At 71.0% G+C, this 12,645-nt stretch carries 12 protein-coding genes and 1 tRNA gene; 2 read left to right on the plus strand and 11 right to left on the minus strand.

Annotated features, from left to right (window positions below; all coding sequences use genetic code 11):
- The first annotated feature begins 64 nt into the window (after window positions 1–64).
- Complete coding sequence (locus ACFQGL_RS30735) at window positions 65–310, plus strand: Eco29kI family restriction endonuclease (protein WP_377516168.1); 246 nt, start codon at window positions 65–67, stop codon at window positions 308–310.
- Between the two features lie 537 nt (window positions 311–847).
- Here ACFQGL_RS30735 and ACFQGL_RS30740 read toward each other — a convergent pair.
- The 9 genes from ACFQGL_RS30740 to ald all read right to left on the minus strand — a co-directional run bounded on the left by ACFQGL_RS30740 (window position 848) and on the right by ald (window position 9,594).
- A tRNA-Pro gene (locus ACFQGL_RS30740) sits at window positions 848–921 on the minus strand.
- A gap of 211 nt (window positions 922–1,132) precedes the next feature.
- A complete protein-coding gene (gene der / locus ACFQGL_RS30745) occupies window positions 1,133–2,536 on the minus strand; it encodes a ribosome biogenesis GTPase Der (RefSeq protein WP_377516145.1) in 1,404 nt (467 codons plus the stop codon).
- A gap of 156 nt (window positions 2,537–2,692) precedes the next feature.
- Window positions 2,693–3,373 carry a (d)CMP kinase gene (gene cmk, locus ACFQGL_RS30750; protein ID WP_377516146.1) on the minus strand — a complete coding sequence of 227 codons (681 nt, stop codon included), beginning with the start codon at window positions 3,371–3,373 and terminating at the stop codon, window positions 2,693–2,695.
- A gap of 195 nt (window positions 3,374–3,568) precedes the next feature.
- Window positions 3,569–4,339, minus strand: coding sequence for a pseudouridine synthase (locus tag ACFQGL_RS30755; protein ID WP_377516147.1), 771 nt, complete (start codon window positions 4,337–4,339; stop codon window positions 3,569–3,571).
- Complete coding sequence (gene scpB / locus ACFQGL_RS30760) at window positions 4,326–5,255, minus strand: SMC-Scp complex subunit ScpB (protein ID WP_377516148.1); 930 nt, start codon at window positions 5,253–5,255, stop codon at window positions 4,326–4,328. The genes ACFQGL_RS30755 and scpB overlap by 14 nt, the downstream gene beginning before the upstream one ends.
- A complete protein-coding gene (locus ACFQGL_RS30765) occupies window positions 5,248–6,330 on the minus strand; it encodes a segregation and condensation protein A (RefSeq protein ID WP_377516149.1) in 1,083 nt (360 codons plus the stop codon). The genes scpB and ACFQGL_RS30765 overlap by 8 nt, the downstream gene beginning before the upstream one ends.
- 41 nt (window positions 6,331–6,371) lie before the next feature.
- Entirely contained in the window at window positions 6,372–7,295 is a 924-nt protein-coding gene (locus tag ACFQGL_RS30770) for a ParA family protein (protein ID WP_088990243.1), read from the minus strand.
- Between the two features lie 179 nt (window positions 7,296–7,474).
- A complete protein-coding gene (locus tag ACFQGL_RS30775) occupies window positions 7,475–8,458 on the minus strand; it encodes a site-specific tyrosine recombinase XerD (RefSeq protein WP_377516169.1) in 984 nt (327 codons plus the stop codon).
- Between the two features lie 20 nt (window positions 8,459–8,478).
- Window positions 8,479–9,594, minus strand: coding sequence for an alanine dehydrogenase (gene ald / locus ACFQGL_RS30780; protein WP_377516151.1), 1,116 nt, complete (start codon window positions 9,592–9,594; stop codon window positions 8,479–8,481).
- A 292-nt stretch (window positions 9,595–9,886) separates the two neighbouring features.
- On the opposite strand from ald, the gene ACFQGL_RS30785 reads away from it, so the two are divergent.
- Window positions 9,887–10,144 carry a TM2 domain-containing protein gene (locus tag ACFQGL_RS30785; protein WP_377516152.1) on the plus strand — a complete coding sequence of 86 codons (258 nt, stop codon included), beginning with the start codon at window positions 9,887–9,889 and terminating at the stop codon, window positions 10,142–10,144.
- A gap of 84 nt (window positions 10,145–10,228) precedes the next feature.
- On the opposite strand, the gene ACFQGL_RS30790 is transcribed toward ACFQGL_RS30785, so the two are convergent.
- On the minus strand, window positions 10,229–10,834 hold the full coding sequence (locus ACFQGL_RS30790) for an NUDIX domain-containing protein (RefSeq protein WP_377516153.1): 606 nt from the start codon (window positions 10,832–10,834) through the stop codon (window positions 10,229–10,231).
- Complete coding sequence (locus ACFQGL_RS30795; RefSeq protein ID WP_377516154.1) at window positions 10,831–12,582, minus strand: CTP synthase; 1,752 nt, start codon at window positions 12,580–12,582, stop codon at window positions 10,831–10,833. Before ACFQGL_RS30795 ends, ACFQGL_RS30790 begins: the two co-directional genes overlap by 4 nt.
- Window positions 12,583–12,645 lie beyond the last annotated feature (63 nt).

Here is a 12,645-nt window from a genome sequence, read left to right on the forward strand (position 1 = left end):
AGGTCTGGATCAACAAACCAGAGCCGGAACCTCAAGCCGCATAACTCCCGCTGGCCTCAAATCCTTGACACGTTCCGCCGGAGCGGAACGTCTACTGGTGGGTGACCACCAGCCCGTGTGGAACACCGTCCTAGAGGGCTTCGGCTTCCACGAGCCAGGCAAAGCTCGCATGGCACGGCGATCGCCCTGGGATGAGCTTCATCCAGGTCGACCGTGGGCAGCACATATGGCACCCAATGGAAAAGGCGTTCAAGAATTGCGTGCGGCTATCCGTCGTCATCTCGCGAGGGACAGTAATGAGCACAGGTAGACGAGTTGAGCGCTCGGCAACCGCCGGCAGCGGCGGTGAGATCCCGGGGCTGCGTCTGCCGTCTAAAACCAGGCAGCGCTGATCGCCTCCGACTGCGGCCAGCTCAGCTGACCCGGGAGCGGTGCCACCAACATGCCGGTGGATACCTGCGCGCCCTCCCCTTGAACGCGCAGGCCGCGCGGCATGCCCCGAGGTACCTGGTTAACCTCACTCGACTGCACCTCAGAGACGGCCACGGCGACGGCGCTTGGCTCCTCAGCGACCCTTCCTGGCTGCCTCATCCCCAGCAGGTGGCAACCACAGCGATGTCTGTCGGCGACCACGGGACAGGCGGCAGCGCCGTAGGCACCACTTAACACGGAATCAAGAGACCAAAATGCCGCTTCATCCAGGAGGCAGATGAAGCGGCAGGTCAGAGCGTTTTACAGCGCACACGTTACGGCCAACCATCCACGCGGTTACCGCCAATAAAGATCATCCGTTACCGGATGTTACCGCCGTAACCCAAGAAGATCTTCATCTTCCCAGGTCAATCGGTCGGGACGGCCGGATTCGAACCGACGACCCCTTGACCCCCAGTCAAGTGCGCTACCAAACTGCGCCACGTCCCGCCCCCGCGAGGTCTCCCCCGCGGCAGCCGGTACAGCTTAGCGCAGCAGCCCCCGGTCTTCCGCACAGGCCCCACCCGCACCCTGGTACCACCGAACCACCTCACAACCCCTACAGCGTCCTAGGAGGGTGGGTGGGTGGGTGGAAGGTGGGGACGGAAATGCCGGATGAGCCCGAGGGCCCATCCGGCATTTTCGAACGACGGGACCGAGGTCAGCCGTGTGCCTTGCCTCGGCCGCCGGGGCCGAGCTTCTTGCGCGGGCGGACCGAGATCTCGATCGGGCTGCCCTCGTACCCGAATTCCTCGCGGAGCTTGCGCTCGACGAAGCGCTGGTAGCCGGCGTCCAGCGGGCCGGTGGTGAAGAGCACGAACCGCGGCGGCGCCACCCCGGCCTGGGTGGCGAAGAGGATGCGCGGTGCCCGTCCACCACGCACCGGGTGCGGAGTGGCCTGCACCAGCGCGGTCAACCACTGGTTGAGCTGCGCGGTCGGTACCCGGGTCTCCCAGCTGGCCAACGCCTTGTTCAGCGCCGGGGCCAGCTTGTCCACGGCACGGCCGGTCATCGCCGACAGGTTCAGCCGGATCGCCCAGGGGATGCGGCGCAACTCCCGGTCGATCTCCTTGTCCAGGTAGTACCGGCGGTCGGCGTCGACCAGGTCCCACTTGTTGAAGGCGATGACCAGTGCCCGGCCGGTCTCGGTCACCATCGTCAGGATCCGCTGGTCCTGCTCGCTGATCGGCTCGCTGGAATCCAGCAGCACCACGGCCACCTCGGCGGCCTCGATCGCGGCGGCGGTACGCAGGCTGGCGTAGTACTCGGTGCCGCTGGCCTTGCCGACCCGCTTGCGCAGTCCGGCCGTGTCCACGAGCTGCCAGGTCTGACCGCCGATCTCGACCAGGCTGTCCACCGGGTCGACAGTGGTGCCGGCGACCGAGTCGACCACCGCCCGCTCTTCGCCGGAGAACCGGTTGAGCAGGCTGGACTTGCCCACGTTCGGCCGTCCGACCAGTGCCACCCGGCGCGGCCCGCGCGGCCGGTTCTCCACGATCGCCGGGGCCTCCGGCAGCGCGTCGAGGATGGCGTCCAGCAGGTCGCCGGAGCCTCGGCCGTGCAGCGCGGAGATGGGGAACGGCTCGCCGAGGCCAAGTGACCAGAGCGAGGTGGCTTCCATCTCGATAGAGGTGTTGTCGGCCTTGTTGGCGACCAGGATCACCGGCTTGGCACTGCGCCGCAGCATCTTCACCGCGGCCTCGTCCACGTCGGTGGAGCCCACCATGGCGTCGACCACGAAGAGCACCACGTCGGCGGTGACCACCGCCGTCTCGGCCTGCGCCGCGATGGCCGCGGCCCGGTCCTTCGCGTCCGGTTCCCAGCCGCCGGTGTCCACCACGGTGAACGCCCGGCCGTTCCACTGCGCGTCGTACGGCACGCGGTCCCGGGTCACCCCGGGGATGTCCTCGACGACCGCCTGCCGACGGCCGATGATCCGGTTGACCAGAGTGGACTTGCCCACGTTGGGCCGACCGACCACGGCCACCACCGGCTGCGGGCCGGTCTGCTCGACGGCGACGTCGGGCTCACGCAGCTCGACCCACCCAGCACCCTCGATGCTCATGCCGCTCCTCCGCTGCGCTCCGGAACGACATGAGACACGTCCACACTGAGCCCGATGATTCGCTCACTACGCTCGCTCATGCCGCTCCTCCGCTGCGCTCCGGAACGACATGAGACACGTCCACACTGAGCCCGATGATTCGCTCACTACGCTCGCTCATGCCACTCCCCGCTCGGTGAGCAGGTCGCGCAGCCTTGCCACGACCTCGTCGATGCCCAGCTCGGTGGTGTCCAGCACGACCGCGTCCGGCGCCTGGGCCAGTGGGTTGACCTTGCGGGTCGAGTCGAGCCGGTCCCGGCGGGCCAGGTCGGCGGCGGTGGCCGCCACGTCGGCGGCGTCCTCGGCGCTGCGCCGGGCGGCACGGGCCGCCTCGGAGGCGGTCAGGAAGACCTTCAGGTCGGCGTCCGGCGCCACGACCGAGCCGATGTCACGGCCCTCGACCACGATCCGGCCGGCATTGGCGATCATCTCGCGCTGCCGGCTGACCAGCAGCTCGCGGACCGCCGACACCGCGGCGACGGCGGAGACCGAGCCGGTCACCTCGGGGCCACGGATCTCCGCGTCGACGCTCACGCCGTCGACGGTCACTCCGTACCCCTGCGGGTCGGTGCCGATGCGCAGGTCCACCTCGCCGGCGACCTTGGCCACCGACGCGGCGTCGGTGAGGTCGACCCCGGAGCGCAGCACGGCCCACGTGATCGCCCGGTACATCGCCCCGGTGTCCAGGTAGCGGGCACCGATGCTGGCGGCGAGACGCCGCGAGACGGTGGACTTGCCCGAACCGGACGGCCCGTCCACAGCGACCACACATCGCTCGGCCCGTACGTTTTCCTCCACCGTGTCCTCCTCAGCCCGTACCTCACGGAACGCCCGGTGATTCGGCGCCGCAAGCGGTTGTTCAATCGTCATCAATCATGCCCGGGTCCTCTCGTGGACCCACGCGCGACGCCACCGGAGGCGACCCACGCCACCCGGCGACCGCGTCTCGGCCGTCGGTGGAGCCTACCGGCAGCCGTACCCCGAACTCGGGGGTCAGTCACCCACCGCGTTGAACAGGGCGGCGACCTCGGCGTTGGTCAACCGGCGGATCCGTCCGGTGCGCAGTTCACCCAGCCGGATGGGCCCGATCGAGGTACGCACCAGCCGGGTGACCGGGTGTCCGACCTCGGCGAGCAGTCGCCGGACGATGTGTTTGCGCCCCTCGTGCAGGCTCAGCTCTACCTGGGCGGTCTTACCCAGGGTGTCCACCACCTTGAACGAGTCGACCTTGACCGGCCCGTCCTCCAGCTCGACGCCGGCCAGCAGCCGCTTGCTCAGGTTGCGCGGGATCGGCCCGGTCACCTCGGCGAGGTAGGTCTTCAGCACCTGGTACGAGGGGTGCATCAGCCGGTGCGCGAGCGTGCCGTCGTTGGTGAGCAGCAGCAGCCCCTCGCTGTCCGCGTCGAGCCGCCCGACGTGGTAGACCCGCTGCTCCACCCGGTTGCCGATGAACTCGGCCAGCTCGTTGCGTCCCTTGTCGTCCGCCATCGAGGTAACCACCCCGCGCGGCTTGTTCATCGCCACGTAGACCAGCCGCGTGTCGACCTGGAGGCGCTCGCCGTCCACGTGGATCACCGCGGTGGCCGGGTCGACCTTGTCGCCCAGCTTGGCGACCCGCCCGTCCACCGTGACGCGGCGCCGGAAGATCAGGTCCTCGCAGGCACGCCGGGAACCCACGCCAGCGGCGGCGAGCACCTTCTGCAGGCGCTCAGCCCCCTCGAAGGTGGGGGCGTCGGGTTTCGGGGAACGGTTATCGGGTCGCATCAGCAAGCTCTTCTACGTCGTCGGGCAGGAAAGGGGCGAGCGGCGGCAGCTCAGCGACGGTGTTCAGCCCGAGCTTCTCCAGGAACAGCGTGGTGGTCCGGTAGAGGAACGCCCCGCTGTCCGGTTCGGTGCCACACTCCTCGACCAGGCCGCGCGTAACCAGCGTACGGATGACCCCGTCGCAGTTGACACCCCGGATGGCCGAGATGCGCGATCGGGTCACCGGCTGCTTGTAGGCGACCACGGCGAGCGTCTCCAACGCCGCCTGGGTCAGCCGCACCGACTGCCCGTCCAACACGAACCTCTCGACGTAGGTCGCGTATTCCGGCCGGGTGTACAGCCGCCACCCACCGGCCGCCCGGCGCAGCTCGAATCCGTGCCCAGCCGTGGTGTAGCCGACAGCGATCTCGTCGAGCGCCGGCCCGACCCGCTCGGCCGGCTGCTCCAGCACCTGGGCCAGGACCATCTCGCTGACCGGCTCGTCGACCACCAGCAGGATCGCCTCCAGCGCGCCGCGCAGCTCGGCGTCGGACAGCTCCGGCGCGGGCTCCGGCGCGGCCGTCACCCGCCGCCGCCCCGCCGGCTCCTTCCGGGGTACGCCAAAAGCCGCCCCACCCGCACCCAGCTCGCCCGCGCCCGGCTGGCCCGCGCCCGGCTGGCCAGCGCCCGGCTCGTCAAGGATCTTGGAGGATTCCGGCCCGCCTGGGGGCGGTTCGCTTCCAAGATCTTCCGCTGCGGCGGGTGGGGCCGTGACGAAGGACTCGTCCGAGGGCTCGCCGCCGACACCGGGCTCGGGCAATTCATCCGATTCGTCGGTTTCGGGGGCGGTGGGCACGGGCGGGCGGGGGCGTTCCCACGGCGGGACCCAGGCAGCGGCCTGATCGGCCAGGGAGTCCCGGCGTTCCTCGTCACTCATCCTCAGTACCCTCCGTCGTTACCGTCCCGCCCGGTCCCGCAGCCTCCCCCGCCGACGCGCCGCCCGGACCCGGCCCGGCCACCCCCGGCTCGACCACCGCCGGCTCGAATACCCCCGGCCCGGCCACCCCCGGCTCGGCCACCGCCGGCTCGACCACCGCCGGCTCGGCCACCCCCGACTCACCTGCCACCGGCTCGGCCGGATTGCCGGCGTACTCGTCGACGTGCAACTCGGTGTCGCCGTCGGCCGGGCCGGTCCAGCGCACGGTCAGCTCCTCCAGCGCCTGCTCCTGCACGAAGGCCACCAGCCCCTCGCGATAGAGCTCCAGCAGCGCGAGGAACCGGGCCACGATCTCCAGCGTGGCCTCGCAGTCGGCGCAGAGCAGCGAGAAGGTGGCCGTGCCGGCCCGGCGCAGCCGAGCGGTGAGGATCGCCGCGTGCTCCCGGACGCTGACGCGCACCATGTGCACGTGCGCGATCGAGACTTCGGGCACCGGCTTCGGGGTCATCGCCTTCACGGCCAGCTTCAACAGTCGCTGCGGGCCGATGCCGAGCACCAGGTCGGGCAGCGCCTCGGCGTACCGGGGTTCCAGGCTGACCGCGCGCGGGTAGCGTCGACCGCCGACCGCCTCCAGCTCGGCGATGTGTGCCGCCGCCTCCTTGTACGCCTTGTACTGCAACAGTCGCGCGAAGAGCAGGTCCCGTGCCTCCAGCAGGGCGAGGTCCGCCTCGTCCTCCACCTCGGCGGACGGCAGCAGCCGGGCCGCCTTCAGGTCGAGCAGGGTGGCGGCGATCAGCAGGAACTCGCTGGCCTCGTCCAGGTCCCACTGGTCGCCCATGGCGCGGATGTAGGCGATGAACTCGTCGGTGACCTTGTGCAGGGCCACCTCGGTGACGTCGAGCTTGTGCTTGCCGATGAGTTGCAGCAGCAGGTCGAACGGGCCGGTGAAGTTGGCCAGCCGGACGGTGAACCCGGACGTCTCCTCGACAGCCGGCACACCGTCGACCTCGGCGGCCACCGCCGGGGCGGCGGCCTCGGGTGGCCCGGCGGGCGGGTCGAGGGGTGGCGCGGTCACCGGACGACCGTAGTCCACGAGGCGGGCACCGGGAGTTCCGGCTACCGCTCCGACTGGGCGGCGATCACCTCACGGGCGAGCTGGCGGTAGTTGCGCGCCCCGGAGGATGCCGGGTCCATCGTGGTGATCGGTGCGCCCGCCACGGTCGACTCGGGGAACTTCACCGTCTTGGTGATGACCGTCTGGTAGACCTTGTCGCCGAACGCCTCGACCACCCGCTGGAGCACCTGCCGGCAGTGGGTGGTGCGGCTGTCGTACATGGTGGCGAGGATGCCTTCGAGCTCCAGGTCGAAGTTGAGCCGTTCGCGGACCTTGTCGATGGTGTCCAGCAGCAGCGCCACGCCGCGCAGGCTGAAGAACTCGCACTCGAGCGGGATGAGCACGCCGTGCGCGACGGTCAGCGCGTTGATCGCCAGCAGGCCGAGCGAGGGCTGGCAGTCGATCAGGATGTAGTCGTATTCCTTGCGGACCGAGCGCAGCACCCGGGCCAGGGCCATCTCCCGGGCCACCTCGTTGACGAGCTGGATCTCGGCGGCGGAGAGGTCGATGTTGGCCGGCAGCAGGTGCAGGCCCGCCACGTCGGTCTTGATCAGGACGTCCTCGGCGGTCACGTCGTCCTGCATGAGCAGGTTGTAGACGGACAGGTCGAGGTTGTGCGGGTTGACCCCCAGGCCCACCGAGAGCGCGCCCTGCGGGTCGAAGTCGACGAGCAGGACCTTGCGGCCGTACTCCGCGAGTGCCGCGCCGAGGTTGATGGTGGTGGTGGTCTTGCCGACGCCGCCCTTCTGGTTGGCCATCGCGATGATGCGTGCGGGGCCGTGCCGATCGGTCGGCATCGGTTCGGGGATCGGCTTGCGCATCGTGTAGGCCGCCGGGTCCGCCGGACCCAGGTCCGCGCCGAGCGTGGCCTGCTGCTCGCGGAGCTCCGACGTCCAGGTCTCGGCACGGTCACCGTTGCCAGCCATGTGCTCGTTGCCCCCTCCCGACGACCACCCGGCGTCGGAGCCGTCCGACGTCCTTCGCGGCGCCGCTGCGCACCCCGGTCGTGTCGCCCCAGGAGGTCCGCGCCGATGCCGACTGTACGCCACCGACCAGCAGCGGCTTCAGCACCGGCCCGGCGTGTCGGGACCGACCGCGACCGGTCTCAGTCCCGGGCGCGCGGGTGGGCGGTGGCGTACACCTCGCGCAGCCGTTCCACGGTGACCAACGTGTAGACCTGGGTGGTGGTCACCGATGCGTGGCCGAGCAGTTCCTGGACCACCCGCACGTCGGCGCCGCCGTCGAGCAGATGGGTCGCGTAGGAGTGGCGCAGGGTGTGCGGGGAGACCGCGGCGGGCCCGTCGACCGGCAGTCCGGCCCGGCCGGCGGCACGGCGCAGGATGGCCCAGGCGCCCTGGCGGGACAGCGCGCCGCCGCGGGCGTTGAGAAAGACCGCCGGTGTGCCCCGGCCGACGGCGGCCAGGCCGGGGCGGGCCCGGACCAGGTAGGCGCGTACCGCCTGGACCGCGTACCCGCCGATCGGCACCAACCGCACCCGGCCGCCCTTGCCGCGCAGCAGTACGGTGCCCTCGTCGGTGTCGAGGTCGTCCACGGCGGCGCCGACGGCCTCGGAGATCCGCGCGCCGGTGCCGTACAGGAATTCCAGCAGCGCCCGGTCGCGCAGCGCGAGCGGGGCGTCCTCGCCGGTCGCGGTGACCGGGCCGGCGGTCTCCAGGAGGCGGACCACGTCGTCGACCGGCAGCGCGCGGGGCAGGCGGCGCGGCGGGGTGGGCGGGCGTACGTCGCGGCTGGGGTCGCCGCCGGCCAGCCCCTCGCGCATCGCGAAGCGGTGCAGGCCGCGTACCGCGCTGGCGGCGCGGGCCGCGGAGGAGACCGCGAGCGGCGGGTGGGCGTCGTCGCCGGCGCGCAGCCGGGCCAGATGCGACTCGACGACGCCGCCGCCGACCGACGCGAGGTCGGCGGTGCCGGCGTCGGCCAGGGTGGCGAGGTAGCGGTCCAGATCCCGACGGTACGAGGTGAGGGTGTTCGCGGACAGTCCACGCTCGACGGTGAGGTGGTCCAGGTAGCCGCGCACGGCACGGCGCAGGGCCGGCGCGGGCTGCTCGCCCGCGCCGGCCGGGTCCGCGATGCCGGTCAGTCCGCCGCCGCTCAGGCCAGCGCGTCGGCCAGCGGGAGCACGCCCATGCCGTGCGCCTCAGCGACCGGGCCGTAGGTGACCTGGCCGTCGTGGGTGTTCAGGCCCAGCGCCAGCGCCGGGTCGCGGCGCAGCGCCTCGCGCCATCCGTGGTTGGCCAGCTCCAGGGCGTACGGCAGGGTGACGTTCGTCAGCGCGTAGGTGCTGGTGTGCGGCACCGCGCCGGGCATGTTCGCCACGCAGTAGAAGATCGACTCGTGCACCTTGTAGACCGGGTCGGCGTGCGTGGTCGGGTGCGAGTCCTCGAAGCAGCCGCCCTGGTCGATGGCGATGTCGACGAGCACGCTGCCCGGCTTCATCCGGGAGACCAGCTCGTTGGAGATCAGCGTCGGGGCCTTCGCGCCGGGCACCAGCACCGCGCCGATGACCAGGTCCGCGTCGAGCACGGCTCGCTCGATCTCGTACGCGTTGGAGGCGACGGTCTGCAGGTGGCCGCGGTAGATGGCGTCGGCCTGGCGCAGCCGCCCGACGTTCTTGTCCAGCAGCAGCACCTCGGCCTGCAGGCCCAACGCGATGGCGGCGGCGTTCATGCCGGACACGCCGGCGCCGATGACCACGGTCTTGGCCGCGTAGACGCCGGAGACGCCGCCCATCAGAACGCCCCGTCCACCGCCCTGACGTAGCAGGTGGTGCGCGGCGACCTGCGGAGCGAGCCGACCGGCCACCTCGGACATCGGGGCGAGCAGCGGCAGCGACCGGTCGGGCAGCTCGACGGTCTCGTATGCGATGCCGGTGACCTTCCGGTCCACCAGCGCGTCGGTGCACTCCTTGGACGCGGCCAGGTGCAGGTAGGTGAAGAGCACCTGCCCCGGGCGCATCCGGTGGTACTCCTGGGCGATCGGCTCCTTGACCTTGAGCACCAGCTCGGCGGTGTCCCACACCTCGTCGGCGGTGGCCAGGATGGTGGCGCCGGCCGCGGCGAACTCCTCGTCGGTGATGCTGGAGCCGACGCCGGCGCCGGACTCGACGAAGACCTGGTGACCGCTGCGGGTGAACTCGTTGACGCCCGCCGGCGTGATCGCCACGCGGTACTCGTGGTTCTTGACCTCGCGTGGGATTCCGACCTTCACGATGCAGACACCTCTCTTCGGGGCCGCTCTCCCCCGACTGCTCGGTGCCGCGACGGCCCCATTGCCACCGCGGTCCACCGGTCCCGCCGGCGGCAGTCTAGGCGCGCCCGGACCCGCCGCGAGCCAGCACAGTGGCATCCGGTGCCCGGGTGTCCTGACGGAGTGTCAGGCCGCCGAGCAGGCCGGCGGTGGGAGGGCACCTCAGCCGACAGGACAGTGTTCGACCATTATCGTCCCAGATGTCGAGTACCGGTGCGGACAGCGGTTGAGTGGATCACTAGTGTGTCCGCCCATGACCACTCCTCAGTACCAGCCGGGCTACGCCCCGGTCTCCGACAAGAGCAAGGTCGTCGCGGGCATCCTCGGCATCCTGCTCGGCACCTTCGGCGCCGGCCGGTTCTACACCGGACACACCAAGATCGCCGTTCTCCAGCTCGTGGTGAGCCTCGTGACCTGCGGCCTCGGCGCGCTGTGGGGCGTCATCGACGGCATCCTGATCCTGGTCAACGGTGGCACCGACGCGCAGGGTCGGCCGCTGCGCGACTCCTAGTCAGACCGACGGCAAGGGGCCCCGCGGCTGACCGCGGGGCCCCTTCGCGCGTACCCTCTCGCCGGCCTGGACCGGCGGCGACGCTCAGCGCGGCAGCGGCGCGTCCGCCCGGCGCAGCGCCGACCAGCCGGTGTCCCGGGCGCGGGCCGCGGCCAGCAACCCGGCCACCGCGGCGGCGTTGGTGATCTCGCCGGCCAGGACCATGCCGACCGCCTCGTCCAGGTCGATCCGGACGGTCTGGATGTCGGCCTCCTCGTCCCGGCGTTCGTGGCGCTCACCGGCCGGCACGTCGGCCAACTCCCGAGCCAGGAAGACCCGGATCAGCTCGTTGGTGAAACCGGGCGAGCTGTGCAGGTCGACCAGCACGTCGACCCGCCCGGCGGTGAGATCGGCCTCCTCGGCCAGCTCCCGCAACGCCGCCGCCGGCAGATCCTCGCCGGAGACGTCCATCAGGCCGGCCGGCAGCTCCCACAGGTGCCGCCCGACCGCGTGCCGGTACTGCCGGATCAGCACCACCTGGCCGACATCGTCGAGCGCCACCACGGCCACCGCCCCGACGTGCCGGACGAGGTCACGCAACCCCGTCCCGCCGCCCGGCATGGTCACCTCCTCGGTGACCACGTCGAAGATCCGGCCGGTGTAACGCTCCGCGCGGGAGCGCACCTCGTACCGGTGCTCGACCTGGCTCACGACGCGGACGTCGCCTTCGTCGAGGCGCCGTTGCGGGCGGCCTTGCGCGCCGTCGGGGCCTCCGTCGCCGGGTCCAGGTCGACCGGCAGTTGGTCAGCCTGCGAGTACGCCACGGCGGCCTTGACGAACGACGCGAACAGCGGGTGCGGACGGGTCGGGCGGCTCTTCAGCTCCGGGTGCGCCTGGGTGGCCACGAAGAACGGGTGCAGCCCCCGGTCCAGCTCGATGAACTCGACCAGCCGGCCGTCCGGCGAGGTGCCGGAGATGTGCAGACCCGCCTTGGTCAGCGCGTCGCGGTAGGCGTTGTTCACCTCGTAACGGTGCCGGTGCCGCTCGCTGATGTCGGTGCTGCCGTACGCCTCGGCGACGATCGAGCCCTCGGTCAGCACCGCCGGGTACGCGCCGAGCCGCATGGTGCCGCCCAGATCGCCCTTGCCGGCGACGATGTCCTCCTGGTCGGCCATGGTGGCGATGACCGGGTGCGCGGCCTGCTCGTCGAACTCCAACGAGTTGGCGCCGTCCAGGCCGGCCAGGTGCCGGGCCACGTCGATGGTCATGCACTGCAGGCCGAGGCAGAGGCCGAGCAGCGGGATGCCGTTCTCCCGGGCGTACCGGGCGGTGCCGATCTTGCCCTCGATGCCGCGCACCCCGAACCCGCCCGGGATGAGGATGCCGTCCACGCCGGCCAGGGCCGCCGCGGCGCCGGTCGGGGTGACGCACTCGTCGCTGGGCACCCAGCGCAGCTGCACCCGGGCCCGGTGGCCGAAGCCGGCGGCCCGGATCGCCTCACTCACCGACAGGTACGCGTCGGGCAGGTCGACGTACTTGCCGACCACCGCCACGGTGACCGTGTGCCGGGGCCGGTGCACCCGCTCCAGCAGGTCGTCCCAGCTGGCCCAGTCCACGTCCCGGAAGGAGAGCCCGAGCCGGCGCACCACGTACGCGTCCAGCCCCTCGCGGTGCAGCACCTTCGGGATGTCGTAGATGCTCGGCGCGTCCGGGGCGGCGACGACCGCCTCGGCGTCCACGTCGCAGTAGAGCGACAGCTTCTCCTTGAGCTTCTCCGGGATCTCCCGGTCGCAGCGCAGCACGATGGCGTCCGGCTGGATGCCGATGTTGCGCAGCTGGGCCACCGAGTGCTGGGTCGGCTTCGTCTTCAGCTCACCCGACGGCGCCAGGTAGGGCACCAGCGAGACGTGCAGGTAGAAGCAGTTGTCCCGGCCCAGATCGTGGCGGACCTGACGGATCGCCTCCAGGAACGGCAGCGACTCGATGTCGCCGACCGTCCCGCCGACCTCGGTGATCACCACGTCGGGCAGGAGGCCGTCGTCGTCCGGATCGGCCATCGCCAGGATCCGCGACTTGATCTCGTTGGTGATGTGCGGGATGACCTGGACGGTGTCCCCCAGGTATTCGCCGCGCCGCTCCTTGGCGATCACGTCGGAGTAGATCTGGCCGGTGGTGACGTTCGCCTTGCCGGACAGCGCCCGGTCCAGGAAACGCTCGTAGTGCCCGACGTCGAGGTCGGTCTCGGCACCGTCCTCGGTGACGAAGACCTCGCCGTGCTGGAACGGGTTCATCGTTCCCGGGTCCACGTTGAGGTAGGGGTCGAGCTTCTGCATCACCACGCGCAGCCCGCGCGCGGTCAGCAGGTTGCCGAGGCTGGAGGCGGTGAGGCCCTTACCCAGCGAGGAGGCGACGCCCCCGGTGACGAAAATGTGCCTGGTCGTCCGTGCTGATGGGGCCAAGGCCTGCTCCCGTGTCGTCTGTCGCGGTCATGCAGACCGCCGTGCTTGATCAGCAAAGTGATC

The sequence above is a fragment of the Micromonospora vulcania genome (assembly GCF_042658605.1).
Taxonomy (GTDB): Bacteria; Actinomycetota; Actinomycetes; order Mycobacteriales; family Micromonosporaceae; genus Micromonospora; species Micromonospora vulcania.

What these genes read in the sequence shown, in the direction of transcription:
- der (WP_377516145.1), bottom strand. Translation starts at nt 2,536, where the DNA reads ATGAGCATCGAGGGTGCTGGGTGGGTCGAGCTGCGTGAGCCCGACGTC.
- ACFQGL_RS30755 (WP_377516147.1), bottom strand. Translation starts at nt 4,339, where the DNA reads ATGCGACCCGATAACCGTTCCCCGAAACCCGACGCCCCCACCTTCGAG.
- scpB (WP_377516148.1), bottom strand. Translation starts at nt 5,255, where the DNA reads ATGAGTGACGAGGAACGCCGGGACTCCCTGGCCGATCAGGCCGCTGCC.
- ACFQGL_RS30770 (WP_088990243.1), bottom strand. Translation starts at nt 7,295, where the DNA reads ATGGCTGGCAACGGTGACCGTGCCGAGACCTGGACGTCGGAGCTCCGC.
- ACFQGL_RS30785 (WP_377516152.1), top strand. Translation starts at nt 9,887, where the DNA reads ATGACCACTCCTCAGTACCAGCCGGGCTACGCCCCGGTCTCCGACAAG.